Here is a 22694-nt window from a genome sequence, read left to right on the forward strand (position 1 = left end):
ATTCTCAAGTTTTTGCAGTCAATAAATAATTTTTGCTTATCTTTGTCAGAAAATAGAACTCCTGCAAAAATCCAACATCTACCATTGGGTTAGGAGTCAGTTATCAGTTATCAGTTATCAGTTATCAGTTATCAGTTATCAGTTATCAGTTATCAGTTATCAGTTATCAGTTCACTGAGAAAACTCCCCACACCCTACACCCCACACCCCACACCCCACACCCCACACCCCACACCCTACACCCAGCTATTCTCATTTTGAAACGATTTTGCGTTGTTTCAGCGATCTAGAGATTCGTTAAGAATTATTAACCCCTCTAGGTGCAAGGGTTTTAATGTCATGAAACCTTAAAATGAGAATTGCTACCCTACACCCCATACCCCACACCCGACACCCCACACCCGACACCCCACTTATTCAACAAAGATGAAAGAATCGTGGCGAGAACGTCTGAATATCTCTCGAATAGCGATTAATGCCCCGAGGTTAACCATTGGTTTCTGGTTAGCGGTGGCCGTGGCGGGAATTTTGGCTTTTAGTTCCCTAAAATACGCTCTTTTCCCCGATATCAGCTTTCCAGTCGTAATAATTAACGCTCAAGCGGATTTAGCTACTGCTATCACCACGGAACAGCAATTAACTAAACCCCTAGAAAAGCCCCTTTTCTCTCTCCCCGGTTGTCGTGATATTTCCTCGACTACTTCCTCCGGACAGTCAATAATCAGCATTTTCTTTAAAATTGGCACAAATTTAGACAAGGCCACCGCAGCAGTTAAACAGGCTATCTCGCAAGTCCCTTTACCCCCTCAAGCTACCACAGAAGTTATCCCCGTTGATTTAAATGAGTCGGCAACAGTCACCTATGCGCTGGTGAGTGAGCAGAAAACCCTAGAAGAATTAAGCCAAATCGCCCAAGATAATTTAATTCCGCCCTTAAAAGCTCTCCCTGATACGGCTAAAGTTAATTTACTCGGTCAAGGTACAGTTAGGGAAGATAATCCCCATAAAAGCTTAACCCGACCATTACCCACACTGGTGCGCTTTAATGGTCAAGAAGCGATCGCTGTGCAGGTAATCAAAAAAGGTGCCGCTAATAGTCTCGATCTGGTCGCTCAGGCAGAAAAACGGGTTAAAGACATAGCACAAAAACTGCCCGATGTCAAGATAATTTTAGCTGAAACCCAAGCGGAATATATTCGCGCTGCCCTACAAGGCACGATCGATGATTTACTTTTGGCAGTTTTGCTGTCGGTGCTGGTTATATTGATATTTTTAGGCAGTTTCGCCGCTACAATCATTTCTGCTCTGGTTATCCCCCTATCTCTTTTGGGGACTTTCATTATCATGGCAATCTATGGGTTTAATCTGGAAACCCTGACGCTGCTGGCTCTCGCTTTGGTGATCGGCATTGTCGTGGATGATGCGATCGTGGATGTAGAAAATATTTCCCGTTTAATCGATGCGGGGGAAACCCCGAAAAATGCGGCACTCAAGGGGACAAGGGAGATCGGATTAGCTGTCACCGCCTCCACTTTAACCATTGTTGCCGTGTTTATACCCGTGGCTTTTATGGGGGGTGCGGTGGGGCAGTTTTTCCAACCCTTCGGTTTAACCGTCTCGGCTGCGGTGATTTTTTCCCTGTTGATCGCCCGAACTTTATCGCCAGTTTTGGCATTATATTGGCTGAAACCGCAGGTGCGGGCAAAAATGACGAAACAAAAGCGACCAGTTGAGAACACCTATCGACGGCTCTTAAACTGGTCATTGCGTCATCGTTTGCTGGTCATTGCTATTGCCCTAATTACCTTTTTTGCGGGTATTGCCTTGATTCCTTTTATTTCTAAGGGATTTATTCCCCGACTCGATCGCGGCGAGTTTAATCTAGTTTATACGTCTCCTTTGCCGAAAATAAGGCAAATTAGTCCTAATAAACCGACGGCTAAGAGTTCTAGCGATAGTTTCGCTTGGATTTCTCAGTTAGCGAGTTCTCCCGAAAGTTTTCTTTTGCGTCGCACTATCCGCGATGGCAGCAAATTAGAAGCGCCGATTTTGCAGGATGGGGAAGTGGAATCGACTTTTATGATCGCCGGTTTACGGGGTGAGCCGAATCGTGGCAAAATTCACGTTAAACTGAAGGGCGATCGGCAATCTCACACCAGTGCGGTGCAGCAACGGATTCGGCAAATTTTACCGCCAATTAGAGGGGTGAATGTCAGTGTCGAGGACATTCCTTTTGTGCAGACGGAAGCGGAAAAGCCGATCCAAATTGCGATTAAAAGCGATAATTTGCCACTATTGCGCGATAGTGCCGAGAAATTGCGGGTTGAGTCCGCTAAAATCGCCGGTTTAAAGGATATTTCCCTATCATCTAGATTAAATGAGCGGGGGGATTTTTTGGCGATCGAGCGTTTAAATGGTCAACAGGCGATTTTTCTCAGTGCTAATCTCAGTCCGGATTTAGGCTTAGAAGATGCGGCCATTAAAATTGAAGGGATTCCTTTACCGGAAGGGATAACTTTACAGCGTTGGGGTACTTCTTCTCAAAGTAGCGATGTTTTGGGCAGTTTTGGTCGCACTTTAATCCTGGCGACAATTTTAATGTTAGGAGTTTTATGGTTATTATTCAGAAGACTGCTAGAAACTATCGTCATCGCTTTATGTTTACCTTTAGCGATTGTGGGGGCAATGTTGGGGTTATTGGTAACGGGTAGTGAGTTTAGTATGATTTCTTTGATCGGGTTTATCTTCCTCTTGGGATTACTGGATAAAAACGCTGTGTTATTGCTGGACTATACTAACCAATTGCGTCAACAGGGTTGGAGTCGGGAGGAAGCGGTTTTAGAAACGGGAATGATTAGGTTAAGACCGATTTTAATGACCACTTGTTCGACAATTTTAGGTATGATTCCGCTCGCTTTGGGATTGGGTACCGGTGCGGAATTGCGGCAACCCATGGCGATGGTAATTGTGGGAGGTTTAGTCACTTCTTCCCTGTTGAGTTTAATTGTTGTGCCTGTGTTATATCTAAGTTTAGAGGATGTTTGGAACCAGATTAAAGCCGGTCAAAAGTAGCCAATTTTACCGTTTTGGCTTCTGATTACTATAGAGTCGTTTGAACTCTTTTTGTTGTTGATTATGATCGACAATTGGCTCAGGATAACCACAACGATGTCTTTCTAAACGGGGGATTTTCCCGGTTACTAAATATTCCGTATCTACGGAAGCTAATTCCGGCAACCATTGACGAATATATTCCCCTTCCGGATCGAATTTTTGTGTCTGACTAGCGGGATTAAAAATTCTTAAAGGTTTCGGATCCATGCCACTAGAGGCACTCCACTGCCAACCACCATTATTAGCGGCTAAATCGCCATCAAAAAGTTTCTGCATGAAGTATTTTTCGCCTTTTTGCCAGTTAATAATTAAATCTTTGGTTAAAAAACTGGCCACGATCATGCGACAACGATTGTGCATCCATCCCGTTTCATTTAATTGTCGCATCGCCGCGTCAACGATCGGATAGCCGGTTTTTCCCTGGCACCAAGCTTGAAAATGTTCTTCGTTATCCTGCCAAGGAAAATGACGAAATTCTTTTCTATAAGCACCGACCGCCAATTCTGGGAAAAAATAGAGACAATGCTGGTAAAATTCCCGCCAAGCTAACTCTTGCTGCCAAGTGATAATACTATCTTTTGCTTCCTGGGCGCGGCAATTTTCTAATAACTCTAGGGTTGCCGTCCAAATCGTGCGAATGCCAATCGCCCCAAATTTTAAAGCGGCACTCAAGCGCGAGGTGCCATCAAAAGCGGGGAAGTTACGATCTTCTTGATAATTGTTAATAACCCCTTGACAAAATTCTTCTAATCTGCTATTGGCGGCTTTTTCTCCGGGGGTGAGGGGTAAGGGGTTTTGCCAAGTAAAACCTAAATTTTCTAGGGTTGGTAAATTAATAGTTTCTGTGAGTTTCTCCCCCTCATTTTCCTCTAATCCTTGCAGGTTTTCTAGGGTTGTGGGGCTGGCTTTGGCTAATTGGCTCCAATTTTTCCAAAAAGGAGTATATACGGTGTAGGGGCTTTTTGAGAGGGTGAGGACTTGTCCTGGAGCGTGGAGAAGTTGATCCCAGAAGGTTTCTACCTCAATTCCTTTTGTTTGTAAAGCGGCAATTACCTGTTGATCCCGTTGACGCGCATAGGGTTCAATATCGAGGTTAAAAAAAACTGCTTTTGCCGATAAATTGCCGGCTAAGTTGACGAGTGTTTGACTGGGGTTGCCGCGAATAATCAGTAATTGACTACCTTTTTGGCGATAATTTTTTTCTAATTCCTCTAGACAACCAAGGAGATAGGCAACTCTAGCAGGGGCGATATCATCCCCTTCTAAAATAGCAGGATCGAGGCAGAAAACCCCAATAATTTTCGGACTACGCTCCCTAGCTTTACTCAGTCCAATATTATCCGAGAGACGTAAATCGCGACGATGCCAGAAAAGGATTAGGTTTGACATATAGTGAGGTGATGAGTGGTTACTGAGCTTGTCGAAGTGAAGATTATCAGGGGCGAGATTATTTTACATTGAGCTTGTCGAAATGTGGGGTACAGTTAAGAACAAATTCAAGTCAAAAATACTCTTTCTGTCATTATAGGACAGTGGATCAAGAATAATTATATAATTTTACAATCTAGCCGTGATTAGCAGTTAGTTTCTTGACAAAATCTCGATGTTCTGCTGTTTCTAACCCACGCTGCAAAATCACTAAAACTTTTCCTAAGTCGCCTATTAATAAAGCGTTTTTATCTAGCCATAAACCAGGGAAGATTTGGGAGCGTATTATGCCATCACTATCGGGTTCTAGTTTAATATATTCTCCTGCCTGTAGCCGAAACCAATCAAATTCTTGTTCATAAAACCGCCAGACTAGGTATTCTTGGACTTGATTGCGACGGTAAACATTTAATTTTTGATGAACATCGTAGGAAGCACTAGAAGCGGCAATTTCGACAATTAATTCCGGCGCTCCTTCTACATAATCATCTTGACTAATTGTCGATTGTCCTCCCTTGTCAATTCTTAATAGGGCATCCGGTTGGGGTTCGTTATCAATATCTAATCTCACGGTGCAATTATCCCCTAATTGCAGATAGGGGGTAAAAGCTTTATAAAAACCCAACCATAACATAATATGTGCGTGGGGTTCACCATGTTGGGTAATTCTCAAGGGAGATGCCATATAAACAATTCCTTCAATTAGTTCCGCTTTTTTGAGATGGGGCATCCCTTGATAACGTCGTTCAAATTCCCATCGAGTTAATTTATCGCCGTTTTCTAGGGGAGGAATTGTTAAAGAAGCAGCTATTACTGGGGTAATTATCATAATTTTTCTCTTTTCACCCGTCTTCTAGTTAATCTTTGCCCGCTATCGGATCAGGTTTTTTTCCTGATCTTCCATTATTATAACACCCATCGGTAGGGTGTGTTAAAGTAGCTCAACACACCCACAAAAATCAGTTAGAAGTCAATAAATAATCCATTAATTTGAGCAAAGTTTTTTCTCCCATATTATAGAACACTTGAGAGAAAATAATTATCTAATTTTTAAACTTGAGAGCGATCGCTAGTTAATTTATTAACAAAATCTCGATGTTCTGCTGTTTCTAACCCCCGCTGCAAAATCACTAAAACTTTTCCTAAGTCACCCATTAATAAAGCGTTTTTATCTAGCCATAAACCGGGGAAGATTTGGGAGCGTATTATGCCATCACTATCGGGTTCTAGTTTAATATATTCTACTGTCTGTAGCAGAAACCAATCAAATTCTTGTTCATAAAACCGCCAGACTAGGTATTCTTGGACTTGATTGCGACGGTAAACATTTAATTTTTGATGAACATCGTAGGAAGCACTAGAAGCAGCAATTTCGACAATTAATTCCGGCGCTCCTTCTACATAATCATCTTGACTAATTGTCGATTGTCCTCCCTTGTCAATTCTTAATAGGGCATCCGGTTGGGGTTCGTTATCAATATCTAATCTCACGGTGGCATTATCACCCAATCTAACACCGGGAGTCGCCGCTTTATAGAGAGCTAACCATCCGATAATATTAGCATGAGGCTCGGCGTGACTTTCAAATCTGAGGGGAGATGCCATATAAACAATTCCTTCAATTAATTCCGCTTTTTTGAGATGGGGCATCCCTTGATAACGTCGTTCAAATTCCCATCGAGTTAATTTATCGCCGTTTTCTAGGGGAGGAATTGTTAAAGAAGCTGCCATTAGTGGGGTAGTTGTCATAAGTTTTCTCTTTTCACCCGTCTTCTAGGTAAGTGTTTCTAATTAAATAGAAGATAGATTTTGCCTTTGATCCCCCTGCCCCCCTTATTAAGGGGGGTGCCGATAGGCGGGGGGATCCCCCCTGCCCCCCTTGATAAGGGGGGTGTCTGACAATTTTTAACACCTACCTACTTAGTTAATCTTTGCCCGCTATCGGATCGGGATTTTTTCCTGATATTCCATTATTATAACACCCATCGGTAGGGTGTGTTAAAGCATCTCAACACACCCCAAAAAATCAATTGTGAGTCAGCAAATAATCGACAAGTTTAGCCAACCTTACTTGCCCAATTCCTGTCACTCGTCGCTTGCGTATATCTTCCACAGAATCAAAGGGCTTTTCTGAACGTTTTTTCAGAAAGTCATTAACAGATGCAGGTGGAATTCCCGCTTTTTTAAGTTGATTAGCGTCACAGCTATTCAAAAGCTCTAAAATAGACTTAGAAGGAGGAGGAGGAGGAGGAGAAATCATAATTTTTTCTTCCAGTCTTTTGATTTCTTTTTGGTACTCCTCTCGGATGGCTTGTAACTGGGTTTCTAATCGTTTTTCAAGATTACTCATCCTCAATTCTAGAGGATTATCTATTTTTTCAGGCGTGGTAATTAACCCAGGAGAAGGAGATAATAACTGTATTTGCTGTAAAGCGATATTCTCCGCTTCTTTATCAACCACAAAAGCGTTAATAGTTTCTAGGCTGCGTTCTTTTTCTTTAGCAATTAAACAGGCATAATACTCTAAATTTCCCTCAATAATCTGGAAGCGTTCAAAGCCAATTTTTTTGAGAATGACAGGACGCATTAAGCCCTTCATTGCTACAATAAGATTAGCTAAGTTGTGTAAATCTGTTTCTGGAAAATAAGAACGCTCTTTAGTAGCTACCACGTCCTGTAAATCAATTAGTAAAAAATCCCACATTTATTTAACTCCTATTTTAGCTAAAACTTCGATTGCTAAGGCTTCAAATTCTGCTGCTGATACTCCCGCATCGCCTTGATTTTCGGCATAATCCATTATAGATTGGGGAGCAGGAATTTCTAAATCTCCCACGGGAACGGATTGATTTATACAGCGAGATAAAGGCATTCTTTCCGAGATAGTCGATTCCATCAAGGGTAAACCATATTTGTCTGGAATTACTTGTTTTTGTTTGGGAAAATTAAATCTTAAGTATTGAGCATTGGTAGAAATTTTGGAAGGTAAAACGCCTAAAATTTTTATGGGTTCTTTACCTAAATTTTCACGAGGTTCGTTAATTGCTTCCTTGATAAAATTTTTTACACTATTTAAACCTTGATTAGAAAATGGTTTAAGATCTGATGGAATAATCAGATAGTCGGAAGCAATTAAACCAGCTTGAGCATAAAAATCTAAGGATGGCGGGGTATCAATAATAACCAAGTCATAATCATCTCTAACTTTATCTAGTTTTTTAGATAATCTTGTGTCAGAACTCCCGTATCTAGTTAAGGTAGTTTGTTTTTCAATTAAGCTAATATGAGCGGGAATTACATCAATTTCTGGATGGTTAAATCCCTGAGATTTTCTGACAATATTTTGCACAAAAGTTATGTCTCCATCATTGAGTAAATGAAAGACATTTTTATCTTTTAAATCATCGTCATCATCGAATTGAAACTTAATTAAACCAACGGCAAAGGTACTATTAGCTTGAGCATCAATATCAATTAATAATACTCGCTTGCCTTTTTTACTCAAAGCTGCCGCTAGATTGGTAGCGACGGTGGTTTTACCAACACCACCTTTATGATGATAAATTGCGATGGTTTTCATGGGGTTTCTGTGGTTGATTATTGGAGAATTGAGCGGTGGAATGCCTAGGGATAAGGTTTCGTAGCCAATCAGAGATTTTAACTGTTCTAAGTGAGAGGCAATTTCTAACCCAGAACATCTAAAAACTAAATAAATTTTATCGGGTTTTCTTCGATAAAGTTGAAGCTCATCACCGTTGGTTAATAATCCCCACTGCACTTTAAAGTAGTTGAGATAATAACCTAAGCGGTGACGATGATTGATGAGCTTTTCTCTGGGGTTTTTAGCCTCGACAATTAGACAGTGAGAGGATAAAAACTGCTTTTTGTTGATAGGTTTTTGAGCGGAAACAAGGAAATCTAAGCGGACTTTACCGAAGCTAACTTGTTGATACCAATGTTCGGGATTGTAGCCTAGTTTGGGGAGTAAATACTGGACAATTAATTTACTCTCCACTTCCCTTTCGTTATGACAATGGCGAGGATTGAAAGTCACACATTTGAGTAAATACTTAAGAACAACTTATAGCGGTAAGCGCTTGAGTGAGATACAGACCAAGCCTTGCCTAGCATGGTTTATAGCTCGTGACACTGTACCTCATACGACTGCACACCGCTATATTGTTAGTTTAAATGATGACAGCCCTTCTCGTCAAGGTGAAGCACAGACTGAATCCTTACTTAAGTGGGGAGGCACAATTATTGGTAGGATGGGTTAGCGGTAGCGTAACATGAGCGGACGTTGGGTTTCATGCTTCAACCCAACCTACGTTCATCTTATATTTAATTCCACCCACCTACTTAATCGAGTATTTCAGCTGCAAGAACAAACCCCATCTATCCCAGAAAAGCTATATATTGAGATGAATATCAGTCAATTTACGGGTTCATGACAGTAGGATGTTTATCTAACACTTTTGACAATGACAGAGAAAACCATCCTACCCACAGCTTAATTAATGGATCTGCATAATTTTCTCGGCTACTTTCTGGGAAATAAAAGGTAAAATTGAGCGATTTTGACTGTTATCTTTTCCCTCGGTAAATACCACCAATAGATAGGGAGTATGGTGGGGAATTTCAATATAGGCTGCATCGTGACGTACTTGACTTGTCCAACCAGCTTTTGACCAAATTTGACTATTTTCTGGTAATCCTTGTCCTAGAAATCCTAAGATTTGTGTATCATCTCCTTGACTTGTCCAATCAGCAGGATTAAGACTACGTTTTAGTAAAGACATCATCATCTGAGAACGTTGGGAAGAAACCGCAATCCCCCCAACAATAGTATGAATTAAACGCGCCACTGCATTGCTAGTTAACATATTGCGATTCTCCATTAATTCCCCTAAAAAAGCGCGTTCACGTCCATAGGGACCATCAGACCAAGTTTTTTGATTAACGTTAATTGTCGCTAATTCTGGCCAATTTAAGGATTGAAAATAACGATTAACTATGTTGCGTTGTTGCTTCCAAGTTTCAAAGGGACCGGCGGAAATTTCTGGACCGCTAGTGGTTCCCGTGACCAGATCTACAACTAAACTGGTAGCATCATTACTAGAGTCAACAATCATGTCACGAATGGCGCGATTTAATTCGCTGCTTTCGGCAATCATCCCCCCCTCTAACCACTCATGAATCGCTACTAGATAAAATAATTTCACTAAACTAGCGGGATAGGTTCTTTCTTGTCCGCGATAGCTAAATCCGCGGGGGGAATATTTCCAGAATTCTTCGTGAGAAATTGCTCCCCCCGTGTTGACGATAACAGGAGGATCATATACTATCCAAGTTAGGGCAATTTGTTCTTGAGCTAATTGGGGAAATTCTCGCCAAGTTGTTTCTAAAATATCTGTACCGAACTGTTGGAGGTGGTCTTCAGTATGAAAAAAGTTCATAGGTGTGCTGCAAAGTCAAGAGTTAGAAGGTGGATAAATTCTTGAGTCGGCAATTCTCATTTTACGGTAAAATTTACCGATAATTAATTATTTGATCGCTTCTGAGTTTAATGTTTATATCTACCGATGAGGTTCATCTCTATTTTATCAGTCTCGATCCCTCTGGGGATAGACGAGAAAAACTGGCTTCTTTGCTCTCTGAAGATGAAATAATTAGAGCTAATCGTTACCATTTTCCCCAACACAAGCGGCGTTTTTTGGTGGCTAGGGGATGTTTACGGGAGATTTTAGGGTCATATTTGGCGATAAGTCCCGAAAAAATCGAGTTTATCTACAGTGAACGGGGAAAACCGAGTATTAACTACCAATTGCAGTTTAATCTCTCCCATTCCGAGGAGATGGCAATCTGTGGCTTGACTTTAACCGCTCCCATCGGGGTAGATTTAGAGAAAATGCGCGAGGTGAAAGATTTAGATAGCTTGACAAAAAGGTTTTTTTGTGCTAAGGAACACGAGCTTGTTGAAAAGTCCGCAGAGAAGGAAAAGTTATTTTTTCAGTTATGGACGGCAAAAGAGGCTTATTTAAAGGCAGTGGGAACGGGAATTAGCGGGGGACTCGATCGAGTGGAAGTGGGCCTTAATCCCTTAAAATTAGACAATGTGGCGGGGGAATGGCAATTATGGACTGCAGCAATCGGCGATAATTATCGAGCGACGGTGGTTATCGAAGGTAGCGATCGAGTGATTAAAACCTTTGGCCTTTCTGATCTATGATTAATTGTGGAGTTAATTGCCTTGAGAAATTCAGTAATTATTCCTAGCTATCTCGAAAAAAGCTTGTCCTTAATTATTACTTAACCTTGTTTTCTCTATGCGAATTGCTCTTTTTACAGAAACCTTCTTACCGAAAATCGATGGCATTGTCACCCGTCTTAAACATACCGTAGAACACCTACAAAGATTAGGTCATCAGGTATTAGTTTTCTCTCCCGATGGCGGTTTAAAAGAGTACAAAGGTGCTAAGATTCATGGAGTTACAGGGATTCCCTTACCCCTATATCCGGAATTAAAAATGGCTTTCCCCCGGCCTTCAGTCGGTCAAGCTTTAGAGAGGTTCAAACCTGATATTATTCATGTGGTTAACCCGGCTATTTTAGGGGTGGGAGGCATTTATTTTGCCAAAACTATGAACATTCCCCTCGTCGCTTCCTATCATACCCATCTCCCCCAATACCTACAGCACTATGGATTAGGTTCCCTAGAAGGATTACTCTGGGAATTATTAAAATTGGCCCACAATCAAGCAAGTTTAAATCTCTGCACTTCCACTGCTATGGTACAAGAATTATCTAGTCGTGGCATTGAAAAGGTCGAGCTTTGGCAAAGGGGAGTTGATACGGAATTATTTCAACCTCATTTAAAATCCCCGGCTATGAGACTGAAATTATCCCAAAATAACCCCGATAGTCCTCTCTTATTATACGTTGGTCGAGTGTCGGCCGAAAAAGAAATCGATCGCATTAAACCAGTATTAGAAGCGATTCCCGAAGCAAGATTTGCCATTGTGGGAGACGGTCCCCATCGGGAAGCTTTAACAAGTCATTTTGCCGACACAAATACCCATTTTGTCGGTTATTTACAGGGGTTAGAATTAGCCTCCGCTTTTGCTTCCGCAGATGCTTTTCTGTTTCCCTCACGCACAGAAACCCTCGGTTTGGTACTCTTAGAATCCATGGCTGCCGGTTGTCCAGTGGTGGCGGCAAATTCGGGAGGAATTCCCGATATTGTCACCGATGGAGTTAATGGTCATCTCTTCGATCCTAGGGATGAAAAAGGTTTAATTAGTGCCACCCAAAGATTACTAACCGCCAAGGCAGAAAGAGAGGAATTACGACGAAATGCGCGCCTAGAAGCGGAAAAATGGGCATGGCAAGCGGCCACCAAACAGTTATTAAATTACTATCACCAAGTTTTGCATAATAATTCTGTGGCTTTTGCCGCTTAATTGTTGTCAAAATGCTCGAATTTAACCGCAAAAACCTTGACTTATTGTAACTTTTATGGCCAGCGCACCTAGTACCACCTTAGATAAGTCCACTCAAGTTGTCAAAAAGACTTATCCCAACTATAAAGTTATTGTTCTCAACGATGACTTTAACACCTTCGATCATGTGGCCAATTGTTTAATTAAATATATCCCGGATATGACTACCGATCGAGCTTGGGAATTAACTAATCAAGTTCACTACCAAGGACAAGCAATTGTCTGGACAGGTCCCCAAGAACAAGCGGAACTTTATCACCAACAATTGCGACGGGAAGGATTAACTATGGCTCCTCTAGAGGCCGCATAATTATGAATAATGGTCGCTTAGTTTGGAATCATTCTACTCATATTCCGGGGTTGATTGCGGTATTAGAAAAGTTAATTACCTATCAAGGAATCACCACTGTCACCCCGGGGGTACTTTCTCGCTCAAAAGGTCATTGTCCGCGGTTACAATTGCGGATATCAGTGCCGATTCGTGGTGGTTTTAAGCTGATTGCGAGGACAGGAAAAAGTGTTCAAGAAGTCTTTGTTATCACCGATTTCAACCAAGAGGACTTAGAGATGGCTATCCAAGCTTGTTTAGGAAAATAACTGTCGTGGGTGCGTTGTTGAAAGGCTGCTGGTTACTAATTATTTTTTTTCTGTTTTTCTGTTTACATTCTCTCCCTAGTTTGGCAGTAGTGGATAGAGTTCCCTTAACAGTAACTTTATTGCAGGAACGTTTAAGCGCACCCGTCCTTAAAGAAGGGATGACTACCATCGATTTAGCCAATTTAGTTATCGATATCCGCGATGAAAATAAAGAACTACAAGAACAATTTTATCAACAGATTCAAGGTCAAATTAATCGCGCTAAACAACCCCTAGGTTTAGATTTTAGTAATTCCTTAATTCAAGGCAATTTTATCGCTTCTCGTCTCGGTTTACCAACTCCTTTAACAAAAGTGGCTCTCGCTACCTTATTATCACCCACGGAAGAACAGTTATTACAACAGGACGAAAATTTTTTATTCGATAGCGATGAACCGGTTTTTAATGTCACAGTATTTCGCGGACCGGTGAAGTTGCAGGGAACCGTATTTATGGGAGAAGTGGACTTTTCTAAGACTTTTTTTCTGCAAATTGTCGAAGCAATGGCAGCAAAATTTAGTCGTGAAAGTAATTGGTTAGAATCCCGTTTTGCTAGGGTGGCAAAATTTAGCAAAGCCACTTTTATGGGAGATGTAAATTTTAGTCAAAGTCAATTTTTAAATAAAGCCATCTTTCGCGCGGCCCATTTTAAAAGTATTACTAACTTCCATGGCAGTCATTTTACTGCCGAAGCTTATTTTGATCAAACCAAATACGATAAACTCGCAGATTTTACCCGTACTTTCTGGCAAAAAGAAGCTAATTTTTCCCAAAGTCAATGGCGAGATCGTCCGCTATTTTCTAAGAGTAGATTTTTAAGTTTATTAACATTTAGAAATGCCACTTTTGAAAAATCGGGTGCTTTCCGGTCTAGTTATTTTAATGGTGTGGTTAGTTTTCAAGACGTGAAACTTTTAGATCAGGTAGATTTTAGTAATTCCACTTTTACTAAAAATAGTTACTTGACTGTATCAGGATTAGCTTTTGATTCCGATAAAGCGAAAATTCTAGGAGATAGAGGAGTAATTGGTCAAGCAATTTATTTACCAAACCTAGCAGGAAATGAAACAGTTTTAAGAAATTTAGTTCGTAATTTTCGCTCCCTAGAACAAATTGCCGATGCTAATCAAATTGAATACAAAACTGAAAAATTGCGAGTTCAACAGTTAAAACAAAAACTAAATAATATCTCAATTATTCGCCTAATTAACCTCACTTGGGTAGCTGATTTTCTGCATACTTCTTTCCTTGCTTTACTATTACTCTTAAGTCAAGATGGTACAAATTTTAGTTTAGTTTTCGGTACAGGAATCATAATTTTTGCCTATTTTGGCTGTTTATTTTGGTTAATTGATCGCGTGCGTCGTCTCACTCCTAAACCGGTAATTCCTAGTCGTTATGAAATCTTTTGTATGGTAACTAGCTATATTATTCTCACCCTTTCCGGTGTGTTTAATATCCTGCAATCTGCCAGTCGTCCCCTACTAACTTTAACAGCTATTGCCCTAATTCTTGTCCCCTTACCCCTAATTTTAATTATCGAACTTTATCGTCGGGGACGCTATCACGATTTAATGGATAGTTCCTATTTCCTGCAAGATGGCAGTATGCGACAATTACGCTTATTAATCACCCGTTTACCCGTAGTTCCCGAATTTCCCCTTTTTCGCGATCGTTATACTCCTATTCCTTGGCAAAAGCGTTGGAATTGGTTAAATTATTACGATTTAAGTCTCAATAATTTGCTAAAATTAGGCTTTAATGATTGGCGAGTTCGCGATCAAGAATTACCCGCTATCATTTCCTTTTTAGTTTGGTATCAATGGGGTATCGGCATCTTTTATATCACTCTCCTTATCTGGACTCTCTCCCGCACGATTCCGGGGTTAAATCTCTTGATTTATTTAAAATAAACTGTAAAAATTGAAATACAGCAGTTATCTTTTCGTTTTGAGGAGCCGAAATATGAGTGGAAAAATGACCCTTACTTTGAACCGTGATACCTACGGAAGGTTAAGCTGTTCGTAATTTAAATGCTTGACAGCTTAGTGAGTGTTCGCCGTGATTTTCTATCACTGTTTGAGGAATCGAATTAGAATCTTGATAATCTTACTAAAGAGGAAAAAAACATGAATGCCAAATTGATTGAATCTCTCGTCCAAATTATCCAATCCCTTTCTGAAGAAGAAAGATTGCTCTTAGAGAAAAAATTAGCTGCCCATGAAACTCAAACAGATTTTGATAACCTAGCCCAAGCTTTAGCAGAATTGCGACAAATTTGTGCTGAAGAAAACTATACTATAGAAGTTCCTCCTCGCCAAGATCGTTCTAATCCATTTGCAGAAAGCTTAAATGACCTTCCTGGCTGATACTAACATGATCAGCGAGTTAGCACGTCCCCAACCTAATGCTGGCCTGCTACAATCATCGATTGCCTTAAGTGTCATCACCCTCGAAGCAATTTACTATGGTTTAACCTCAAAACCAAAGGCCAGAATTAACACTTGGTTTCAGCAGTTCTTTATTACTGTCAAATTATACCAATTACTTCTGAAATTGCTTTCATAAAGTTAATTTTGTCAAGGATTGTTAAGATGCGCTTACCCTGCTAAAACCCCAAAACCCAAGACCCTAATTTAGTGATTTAATAAAACCGACCACTGCTGCAGGAGATAAAAACTATGTGTATTCTCGGTTTTGATCCGGGTAAGGATAAATGTGGAATCGCGGTCAGGTCATCGACAGGGAAAATTTATACCCATGAGGTGATAGCATCGTCACAAGCGATCGAGCGTTTAGCCAGTCTCTGTCAACAGTATCCGATCGAATTATTGGTGATGGGGAACCAAACCACCTCAAAAAGTTGGCACCAAAAAATTGCCGCTCGTGTCACTATCCCGATTACTCTAGTGGATGAACGCAATAGTACCCTAGAAGCGCGCGATCGCTATTGGCAAATGTTTCCCCCCAAAGGATTACAGAAACTCATCCCCCAGGGGATGCGTCTTCCCGATCGCCCCATTGATGATATAGTAGCGATTCTACTGATCGAACGTCATTTACAGTCCAAATAATGTCAAACTACAAAATAGACACAGCAGGGTGAATTGACGATGCTCCTAAGTAAAGGTTTTGAAGTGGAAATGTACACCGGAACAGCAGCCGGAGAAATTATCGGTTTATCCGATCGCATTGTCAAGGATTTAGATGGTTTTGTCCGAGAACCAGATAGTCGTAACGTAGAATATACTACGGCTCCCATGACTAACTATGACCGTCTTTTATGCGCTACTTTAAAACCTCGTCTCGCTCTACGGCGATATTTGCGTCGTTTAGGCGATTATACCCTCATCCCTGGCAGTACCCTCTCCTTGGGCGATAGTCAACATTTTTATCGCAGTGACCCCCACAATCCCTATCATGACTATATTGAACAGACCTACGGCACTAATGTGGTCACGGCCAGTATTCATATTAACGTCGGTATTAGCGATTATGAGGATTTAATGCGTGCCTGTCGCTTAATTCGCCTAGAAGCTCCTTTATACTTGGCTTTAAGCGCTTCCTCTCCTTTTCTCGATGGTAAAATCACCGGTTCCCATTCCCGTCGTTGGCAAGTTTTCCCCCAAACTCCCGCTGATGTTCCCCTCTTTGAAAGTCATAAACATTTTGTCACCTGGACCGAGGAACAATTAAAACTCGGTACCATGCAGAATGTTCGTCATCTCTGGGTGTCGGTACGTCCTAACGGTAGCAATCGTCCCTATAATCTCAATCGTCTAGAATTGCGAATTTGTGACCTGATTGCTGATCCTATTAGTTTATTAGCAGTTATGGCTTTTTTAGAGGCCCGTTTAACTCAACTTTTACAAGCTCCCCAATTAGACCCCTTAATTTTAAGTCAATTACCCAGCAGCAATCGCAGCGAGGATTTATTAACTTTAACCCAAGAAAACGAACAGGCTGCCGCGCGTTTTAGTCTTGATGCCACCCTGAGACATTGGTACGATGGCCGGGAAATCTTGGCTAGGGATTGGATTAAAGACCTCTATGTTCAAGTTTATCCGATCGCTAAAGCAAGGGGTTTTAGTTGTTTTCTCTCTCCCCTACAAAAAATCCTCCGCGAAGGTAACACTGCACAACAATGGTTAAAACAATACGACCAGGGTATGGATGTTAAAAGTATTATCAAACAGGCGATTATTACCCTAGAAAAACAGGAACGAGAGTTAGAACATAAATTATGTCAGCATATTCTAGTCGCTTAAATAATTATTTTAAGGCCATGGTAATTAAACCCTGTTGACCGAGAAGAATTTCCCGCAGCAGCGTACAAATTCCCACCCAAATAATTGGAGAAATATCAACTCCTCCCAACGGTGGGATGAGTCGACGCACGAGGATTAAAAAAGGTTCCGTTGGCCAGGCAATAATATTAAAGGGAAAGCTATTTAAATCTACCTGTGGATTCCAAGTCAGCACGATCCGTAAGATAAACAAAAGGGTCATCAACCCTAAGATAATTCCCAATGTCCAACTTAATGCGATCGCTGTGTCCATAGTCTCCAATCCCGTCTTTTTTACTGATTATCTTCCCTAAAATATAACAGTTTTTGTCTCATAATCACTCCAGCACCCTGCCAGTTATTCTTGCCAACCTTCCGGGTAAAAATGCCGCCAATAAAAAGTCCCAATAGGGCTTGACAAACTAGCTAGACTTGACTTATACTTTTGTTATAATGGGAATCCGTGTCGCCCTGGAGACCCTCTCTTTTCAGGCCAGATAACGACCATCTTTTGCTGACCTCAGAAGTAATTAGGGTTTGCTGAACATCAGTGGGAGCCTTGCTAGGAAAAGGTTTTACTACTTTTTCAGAAAGAAGTGCCAGAAACAAATGTTGAGAAATCGATACGAGGTACTCAAAACCCTTGCACTTTCGCTCCTCGATTGCAAAGGGGTCCGCTTCCCAGAGTGCGAGGTTATTCTGTTATTCTGACTTCCCCTACCGAAGACCGGCGGACGGATTCTGACTCCTGACTCCTGAATACTGACTCCTAACCCCACCAACAAACTTTTTGCCGCAAACCCTAATCAAAGATGACAGAATTTCGCATCGAGAAAGACAGCATGGGAGAAATTCCCGTACCTGCCGATAAACTTTGGGGAGCGCAGACCCAAAGATCCCTACAATACTTTAGTATCGGTGATAATCTCATGCCCCGGGAGATGATCGCGTCCTATGCCATTCTCAAAAAAGCCTGTGCAATTGTCAATCAGCAAAAAAATCGTCTCAGTCAGGAGAGAAAAAATCTTATCTGTCAAGTCTGCGATGAAATTTTAGCCGGACAACACGCAGATAACTTTCCCCTCTACGTTTGGATGACGGGAAGTGGCACTCAATTTAACATGAACATCAACGAAGTCATCTCCAATCGTTGCAGTCAACTAACGGGGAATCCTCTGGGTAGCAAAACTCCCGTCGATCCCAACGATCATGTTAATATGTCCCAATCGACTAATGATTCCTTTCCCTCGGCCATGTATATTGCCGTTGCCTTGGCAGTCAAGGAAAAATTAATTCCCAGTCTGCAACTATTACGGAATAGTCTCGATGAAAAGGCGCAATTATGGGCAAATATAGTTAAAATTGGTCGGACTCACCTACAGGATGCCACCCCTTTAACCCTCGGACAAGAATTCTCCGGTTATGTGGGTTTATTAGATGATGGCAGCGATTGGCTAGAAAAATGTCTAGAAAAAGTCTATCGTTTATCCTTGGGAGGAACAGCAGTGGGTACGGGAATTAATGCTCCCCCAGATTTTGATCGAGATGTGGCTGCCGAAATCGCTAATCTGACCAAATTACCTTTTATTACCGCCCCTAATAAGTTTACCGTGCAAGGTTCCCACGATGCTCTAGTTTTCTTGAGCGGGGGATTGAAAACTATCGCTAGTTCCCTGTATAAAATTGCTAATGATATCCGTTTACTTAGCTGTGGTCCCCGTTGTGGATTAGGAGAATTACAGCTGCCGGAAAACGAACCGGGTTCTTCAATTATGCCGGGGAAAGTTAATCCCACCCAATGCGAAGCTTTATCGATGATAGCAGTGCAGGTGATGGCTAATGATTTAGCGGTGACGATGGGAGGCGCCGGAGGACATCTGGAAATGAATGTCTATAAACCGCTGTTGATTCATAATCTCATGCAGTCTATCCGTTTGCTCACTGATGGTTGCGGTAATTTCTGTCAGTTTTTGGTTAAGGGGATGACTGCTAATCAAAAACAAATTGAGACTTTTTTAAATCAATCCTTGATGCTGGTGACTGCCTTAAGTCCCGTGATTGGCTACCAAAAGGCTGCCTACGTCGCTCATTATGCCCTAGAAAAGGATTTAACCCTGAAAGTGGCAGCCTTGCAACTGGGATACATCAAGGAAGCGGATTTTGATCGCATTGTTGACCCCGCTAAGATGGTCAATCCCTACGTTGCCGATGGTTAATTCTCTGAGGGGTTGACTGCCGTAAAAATCAGAGGTCGCAGGCAGGCACGGATTCCCATTATATATATAATTATAAGGCAAGCGGCGGGATTTGTCAAGCCCCGCCGGTGAAAATTTCCGCTAAACTTGGCTAATGATAGCGAAGAAAACAAAGAGAAAAACCATAAATGCCCCTGCCATGCGGAAGAAGGATTTAGGAAGATTAATAACTTTCTCCAGTTTCAAGAAACCCACCAGAAAATAAGCGGCGATTGCTAGGAGAATCGGGATAACCACGCGCAAGATTGTGCCAAGGGGACCGGAGAAAAACTCACCGATTTTATAGCGGGTTGTATTTTCTTCCGCATGAGGAGGAATAGTTACACTTGTCCAAGTTTCTCCCCCATCGGTGGAACGAAAAACTGTAGTTTTAGCGCCACCAAAACCGAATAAAGTTTTATCTTGAGCGTAATTAGGAGAAAACTGGACGGAGATACCAGAAGAAGGGATACTATGAATTTTCACTAGGGGTATTTTAGGATCACCAATTGATTTAAAAGTTTCTCCTCCATCGGTAGATTTAAACAAGCCATTTCCCTGTAAACTAACTATTACCGTGCGATCATTAGCATAATCAGGAGAGATAGCAATGGTTTCTACCGAGGTATTGGGATTAAACCCCGGTTTCTCTAATTTTGTCCAACTTTTAGCCCCATCTTTGCTGACAAACAAACCAGAAATTGTCCCAGCAAAAATAGTTCCATCACTGGGATAATTGGGAGACATTGCCAACTGCACATTAGCGGTTTTTGATAGGGGTGTTCCTTGGCTGACATTTTTCCAAGTTAGTCCACCATCAACACTTTGATAAATACCCTCTTTTCCCGTGACAAACAAAGTTTTATCCTTAGCAAAATCAGGGGAAGCTACCATGGCAGGGGCATAATTACCGGAAATTCTGCCCACTTCACTGATATTTTTAACCGTATTTCCTCCATCAGTAGAACGAAATATTCTCCCCTGCTGATTGGTGAGAAAAAGAGTTTTATCCTTGGCAAAATCTGGGGAAGGAACTATCCTCGGACCGCGGACTCCTTCATCGATTTCGATAATTTTCCAGAAATCACCACTGTTATCGGATTTGGCAAATTTATTGCGTAAAAAGCCAGCAAAAATAGTTCTATCTTCTCCATAGTTAGGAGAAAAGGCAATGTCAAAGAAACGCCGGGGATCTTGTCCTGATTCTTCGGGATCTTTACCAAGTCGATAAACCTCTAAACCGCGATTAATTGGTGTCCAAGTTTCCCCTTTATCCCGACTGATGAAGATATTGCCTACATAATTAGCAATGACGACAGTACCATCCTGGGCATAATTAGGAGAAACCGCCATAGCGATAACTGTTGCCCGGGCTAAAGTTTCTATTTCCTGCCATTGTTTCCCCCTATCTGTGGTTTTAAATAAGCCATTAAATCCCCCCAAAAACATCGTATCTTCAACGACTTTTAAGTCCATAAAATGGGGAACTTTATAATCATCTGCTTGTTTGTCTTTGGTTAAACCCTCGCTCATTTTTGTCCAACTTTTGCCCCCATCCTGAGAAACATACATTCCGTCATACCAAGTAATGGCATAAAGGGTGGAGTTTTGGGCATATTCGGGAGAAATAACGATGTCTTCGATGATTTTATCCTTAATTCCTTCGTTAACGGCTTGGAAGGTTTTACCATCATCAACGGTTTTAAAAATACCTGCTTCTTTTGTACCGACAAAAAAGGTTTTATCCCTGTCTAGATTAGGAGAAAAAGCAATTGTATCTACTGCCCCCACATTAGCGGGTAAGGGGAGATTCTGCCAAGTTTTCCCCCCATCGGAGGAAGTGTATAATTTACCCTGTTCATCCCCGAAAAAAATTCGCCCTGGATTGTTGGGAGTAATAGCTAGAGAGGTTATCAGTGCCGTGGTGGGGAAAATATTTGACCAATTTTTACCGCCATCTTCGGTTAAATAAACCCCTTTTTCTAATCCCACTGCCACTGCTATATTGGCATCGGAAGGGGCAATTTGTACGAAGTTAATAAAGTTAGTTTCTAAACCCTGATTAACTTTCTGCCAAGATTCCCCCGCATCTTCACTTTTATAAATACCATCGGATCTTGAAGCTAGATAGAGAATATTTTTATTGAGGGGAGATAGGGATAAGGAACTTAATTCCCCCGTATAATCTAAACCTTGAATTAATCTTGTCCAGTTGCTACCTCCGTCGCTAGATTTATAAAAGTTATTTCGCACCAAGATATATACTGTATTATCTGTCTGGAAATCAGGAGAAACTTCCACTTGACTAATTACATCATGGGGACGATGGGCAAAAGCAGCATTACCCCAAAGACAAAAAACTGTAGCGATTATCAATAAAATGAGATTAAACTTGTGGGCGAATCTCAGCAAACTTTGGCGATTAATCATACTTAAACTACTAATATCGAGGATGAAAATTGACCTAATCTAGCAAAGGGCGATCAAAATTTAAGCAAGGGTTCTGTAGGAGTATAGACAAAAATGGCGATTATAACCATTACTAAAATCAGGCTTATTTGCTATCAGCATAGATTAGAGCCAATCTCTACACTTTGATTATTGTAGAGACTCATTGCCTTTTGTAACCCTTGTTTGAGACCAAGTTCGATCGCTTTTCTGGACAAGTCTAACACTTTCAAGATTACTTGGTTTTCTTGGGGGGTGAATCGGCCTAAAACGTGGGAAATAGTCGCTTTTTCGGTTGATTTACCGATTCCTATGCGTAAACGAGCGAAGTTTTCCGTGCCAACGTGGGCAATCATCGATTTAATACCGTTGTGTCCGCCCGCCGATCCCGATAGACGGATTCTCAACCGGCCTAGGGGCAGATCCATATCATCGTAAATAACTAAAATCGACTCTGGAGCTAGTTTATACCAGTCAAGCACCGATCGCACCGATTGCCCGGAGCGATTCATATAGGTTTGGGGTTTCAAGAGACGAATTTTGCCCGGGAGAGGACCGTCACCCTCGGCGATAAAACCTTGAAATCGCTTGTTTTCCTGCCAAGATAGCCCCCAATCCCGCGCTAATGAGTCCACAGCTTCAAAACCGATATTATGACGGGTGCGATCATATTTGGGTTCGGGATTACCCAAACCGATAATTAGCTGAGGAATGATTAAATTAGGGGTTTTATCGGAATTCATATGGAGAAATCGGGTTTTTAACCAGGACCCGATTCTTATTATCACCGAATTAGCACTCCGAGCGCTGGAACAAAGTTTCTAGATAAACCTTGGCACAGCTATTTTGCTCCTCAAAATTCATCCTTTCGGGGGATTGACAATTAAGCAAAAAAAATGATAGTGCCGCCGTAAACACACCATCTTGATCCCAACCGGGGTGAGTTTCTAGGTATTGTTGTAGGGATTGGTGGAGAATTTCGGGGATTTCTGCCAAGATACTGACTGATGTATTCATATCGTTTACCTCTGATCGGAAGTGGGGAAATC

General features: G+C 41.4%; 21 protein-coding genes. 11 read left to right on the top strand and 10 right to left on the bottom strand.

Annotated features, from left to right (window positions below):
- Positions 1 to 426 precede the first annotated feature (426 nt).
- Positions 427 to 3072, top strand: a complete 2646-nt coding sequence (locus tag IM509_RS10080; RefSeq protein ID WP_185236754.1) for an efflux RND transporter permease subunit — start codon at positions 427 to 429, stop codon at positions 3070 to 3072.
- A 6-nt stretch (positions 3073 to 3078) separates the two neighbouring features.
- Here IM509_RS10080 and IM509_RS10085 read toward each other — a convergent pair whose 3' ends face one another.
- The 6 genes from IM509_RS10085 to IM509_RS10110 form a co-directional block, all read right to left on the bottom strand.
- Entirely contained in the window at positions 3079 to 4503 is a 1425-nt protein-coding gene (locus IM509_RS10085; RefSeq protein WP_185236755.1) for an FAD-binding domain-containing protein, read from the bottom strand.
- 175 nt (positions 4504 to 4678) lie between these two features.
- Positions 4679 to 5371, bottom strand: a complete 693-nt coding sequence (locus IM509_RS10090) for a Uma2 family endonuclease (RefSeq protein WP_272079437.1) — start codon at positions 5369 to 5371, stop codon at positions 4679 to 4681.
- Between the two features lie 221 nt (positions 5372 to 5592).
- Positions 5593 to 6291, bottom strand: a complete 699-nt coding sequence (locus tag IM509_RS10095; RefSeq protein ID WP_185236757.1) for a Uma2 family endonuclease — start codon at positions 6289 to 6291, stop codon at positions 5593 to 5595.
- A gap of 277 nt (positions 6292 to 6568) precedes the next feature.
- Positions 6569 to 7246: a ParB N-terminal domain-containing protein gene (locus tag IM509_RS10100; RefSeq protein WP_185236758.1), complete on the bottom strand. Its 678-nt coding sequence runs from the start codon at positions 7244 to 7246 to the stop codon at positions 6569 to 6571.
- Complete coding sequence (locus tag IM509_RS10105) at positions 7247 to 8596, bottom strand: ParA family protein (protein ID WP_185236759.1); 1350 nt, start codon at positions 8594 to 8596, stop codon at positions 7247 to 7249. It lies immediately after the preceding gene.
- 460 nt (positions 8597 to 9056) lie between these two features.
- Positions 9057 to 9998: a serine hydrolase gene (locus tag IM509_RS10110; protein ID WP_185237033.1), complete on the bottom strand. Its 942-nt coding sequence runs from the start codon at positions 9996 to 9998 to the stop codon at positions 9057 to 9059.
- Positions 9999 to 10108: 110 nt separating this feature from the next.
- On the opposite strand from IM509_RS10110, the gene IM509_RS10115 reads away from it, so the two are divergent.
- From IM509_RS10115 to gshA, 9 genes are all read left to right on the top strand, one after another.
- Positions 10109 to 10771, top strand: a complete 663-nt coding sequence (locus IM509_RS10115; RefSeq protein ID WP_185237032.1) for a 4'-phosphopantetheinyl transferase family protein — start codon at positions 10109 to 10111, stop codon at positions 10769 to 10771.
- 97 nt (positions 10772 to 10868) lie between these two features.
- Entirely contained in the window at positions 10869 to 12002 is a 1134-nt protein-coding gene (locus tag IM509_RS10120; RefSeq protein ID WP_002765335.1) for a glycosyltransferase family 4 protein, read from the top strand.
- A 55-nt stretch (positions 12003 to 12057) separates the two neighbouring features.
- The gene (gene clpS, locus IM509_RS10125; protein ID WP_002765336.1) at positions 12058 to 12351 is read left to right on the top strand and encodes an ATP-dependent Clp protease adapter ClpS; all 294 of its coding nucleotides are present in this window, start codon (positions 12058 to 12060) and stop codon (positions 12349 to 12351) included.
- A gap of 2 nt (positions 12352 to 12353) precedes the next feature.
- Positions 12354 to 12638 (top strand): DUF2103 domain-containing protein, encoded by a 285-nt coding sequence (locus IM509_RS10130; protein WP_052275730.1) that lies wholly within the window; start codon positions 12354 to 12356, stop codon positions 12636 to 12638.
- A gap of 5 nt (positions 12639 to 12643) precedes the next feature.
- Positions 12644 to 14590, top strand: coding sequence for a pentapeptide repeat-containing protein (locus IM509_RS10135; protein WP_052275731.1), 1947 nt, complete (start codon positions 12644 to 12646; stop codon positions 14588 to 14590).
- Positions 14591 to 14806: 216 nt separating this feature from the next.
- Positions 14807 to 15046 (top strand): hypothetical protein, encoded by a 240-nt coding sequence (locus tag IM509_RS10140; protein ID WP_052275732.1) that lies wholly within the window; start codon positions 14807 to 14809, stop codon positions 15044 to 15046.
- The gene (locus IM509_RS10145; RefSeq protein WP_052275733.1) at positions 15030 to 15245 is read left to right on the top strand and encodes a PIN domain-containing protein; all 216 of its coding nucleotides are present in this window, start codon (positions 15030 to 15032) and stop codon (positions 15243 to 15245) included. Before IM509_RS10140 ends, IM509_RS10145 begins: the two co-directional genes overlap by 17 nt.
- Before the next feature lie 113 nt (positions 15246 to 15358).
- The gene (locus IM509_RS10150; RefSeq protein WP_052275734.1) at positions 15359 to 15751 is read left to right on the top strand and encodes a pre-16S rRNA-processing nuclease YqgF; all 393 of its coding nucleotides are present in this window, start codon (positions 15359 to 15361) and stop codon (positions 15749 to 15751) included.
- 39 nt (positions 15752 to 15790) lie between these two features.
- Positions 15791 to 16945: a glutamate--cysteine ligase gene (gene gshA, locus IM509_RS10155; protein ID WP_052275735.1), complete on the top strand. Its 1155-nt coding sequence runs from the start codon at positions 15791 to 15793 to the stop codon at positions 16943 to 16945.
- Positions 16946 to 16949: 4 nt separating this feature from the next.
- Here the strand turns inward: gshA and IM509_RS10160 are convergent, their stop codons facing one another.
- Entirely contained in the window at positions 16950 to 17237 is a 288-nt protein-coding gene (locus IM509_RS10160) for a YggT family protein (protein ID WP_052275736.1), read from the bottom strand.
- 538 nt (positions 17238 to 17775) lie between these two features.
- Here IM509_RS10160 and fumC point away from each other — a divergent pair.
- A complete protein-coding gene (fumC, locus tag IM509_RS10165; RefSeq protein WP_052278381.1) occupies positions 17776 to 19179 on the top strand; it encodes a class II fumarate hydratase in 1404 nt (467 codons plus the stop codon).
- Between the two features lie 120 nt (positions 19180 to 19299).
- Here the strand turns inward: fumC and IM509_RS10170 are convergent, their stop codons facing one another.
- From IM509_RS10170 to IM509_RS10180, 3 genes are all read right to left on the bottom strand, one after another.
- Entirely contained in the window at positions 19300 to 21627 is a 2328-nt protein-coding gene (locus IM509_RS10170) for a WD40/YVTN/BNR-like repeat-containing protein (protein ID WP_185237031.1), read from the bottom strand.
- 134 nt (positions 21628 to 21761) lie between these two features.
- Positions 21762 to 22388 carry an aminoacyl-tRNA hydrolase gene (pth, locus tag IM509_RS10175; RefSeq protein ID WP_052275738.1) on the bottom strand — a complete coding sequence of 209 codons (627 nt, stop codon included), beginning with the start codon at positions 22386 to 22388 and terminating at the stop codon, positions 21762 to 21764.
- Positions 22389 to 22437: 49 nt separating this feature from the next.
- On the bottom strand, positions 22438 to 22662 hold the full coding sequence (locus IM509_RS10180) for a DUF2811 domain-containing protein (protein ID WP_002739844.1): 225 nt from the start codon (positions 22660 to 22662) through the stop codon (positions 22438 to 22440).
- Positions 22663 to 22694 lie beyond the last annotated feature (32 nt).

The organism is Microcystis sp. M31BS1, assembly GCF_020245285.1.
Classification (GTDB): domain Bacteria; phylum Cyanobacteriota; class Cyanobacteriia; order Cyanobacteriales; family Microcystaceae; genus Microcystis; species Microcystis panniformis.

Bases quoted from the DNA above. Each gene is read 5' to 3' on its own strand.
- pth (WP_052275738.1), bottom strand. From the start codon at position 22,388: ATGAATTCCGATAAAACCCCTAATTTAATCATTCCTCAGCTAATTATC.
- IM509_RS10095 (WP_185236757.1), bottom strand. From the start codon at position 6,291: ATGACAACTACCCCACTAATGGCAGCTTCTTTAACAATTCCTCCCCTA.
- IM509_RS10170 (WP_185237031.1), bottom strand. From the start codon at position 21,627: ATGATTAATCGCCAAAGTTTGCTGAGATTCGCCCACAAGTTTAATCTC.
- IM509_RS10115 (WP_185237032.1), top strand. From the start codon at position 10,109: ATGTTTATATCTACCGATGAGGTTCATCTCTATTTTATCAGTCTCGAT.
- IM509_RS10120 (WP_002765335.1), top strand. From the start codon at position 10,869: ATGCGAATTGCTCTTTTTACAGAAACCTTCTTACCGAAAATCGATGGC.
- IM509_RS10140 (WP_052275732.1), top strand. From the start codon at position 14,807: ATGAATGCCAAATTGATTGAATCTCTCGTCCAAATTATCCAATCCCTT.
- IM509_RS10180 (WP_002739844.1), bottom strand. From the start codon at position 22,662: ATGAATACATCAGTCAGTATCTTGGCAGAAATCCCCGAAATTCTCCAC.
- IM509_RS10110 (WP_185237033.1), bottom strand. From the start codon at position 9,998: ATGAACTTTTTTCATACTGAAGACCACCTCCAACAGTTCGGTACAGAT.
- IM509_RS10150 (WP_052275734.1), top strand. From the start codon at position 15,359: ATGTGTATTCTCGGTTTTGATCCGGGTAAGGATAAATGTGGAATCGCG.
- gshA (WP_052275735.1), top strand. From the start codon at position 15,791: ATGCTCCTAAGTAAAGGTTTTGAAGTGGAAATGTACACCGGAACAGCA.
- IM509_RS10085 (WP_185236755.1), bottom strand. From the start codon at position 4,503: ATGTCAAACCTAATCCTTTTCTGGCATCGTCGCGATTTACGTCTCTCG.
- IM509_RS10160 (WP_052275736.1), bottom strand. From the start codon at position 17,237: ATGGACACAGCGATCGCATTAAGTTGGACATTGGGAATTATCTTAGGG.
- IM509_RS10100 (WP_185236758.1), bottom strand. From the start codon at position 7,246: ATGTGGGATTTTTTACTAATTGATTTACAGGACGTGGTAGCTACTAAA.
- IM509_RS10130 (WP_052275730.1), top strand. From the start codon at position 12,354: ATGAATAATGGTCGCTTAGTTTGGAATCATTCTACTCATATTCCGGGG.
- fumC (WP_052278381.1), top strand. From the start codon at position 17,776: ATGACAGAATTTCGCATCGAGAAAGACAGCATGGGAGAAATTCCCGTA.
- IM509_RS10080 (WP_185236754.1), top strand. From the start codon at position 427: ATGAAAGAATCGTGGCGAGAACGTCTGAATATCTCTCGAATAGCGATT.
- IM509_RS10090 (WP_272079437.1), bottom strand. From the start codon at position 5,371: ATGATAATTACCCCAGTAATAGCTGCTTCTTTAACAATTCCTCCCCTA.
- IM509_RS10145 (WP_052275733.1), top strand. From the start codon at position 15,030: ATGACCTTCCTGGCTGATACTAACATGATCAGCGAGTTAGCACGTCCC.
- clpS (WP_002765336.1), top strand. From the start codon at position 12,058: ATGGCCAGCGCACCTAGTACCACCTTAGATAAGTCCACTCAAGTTGTC.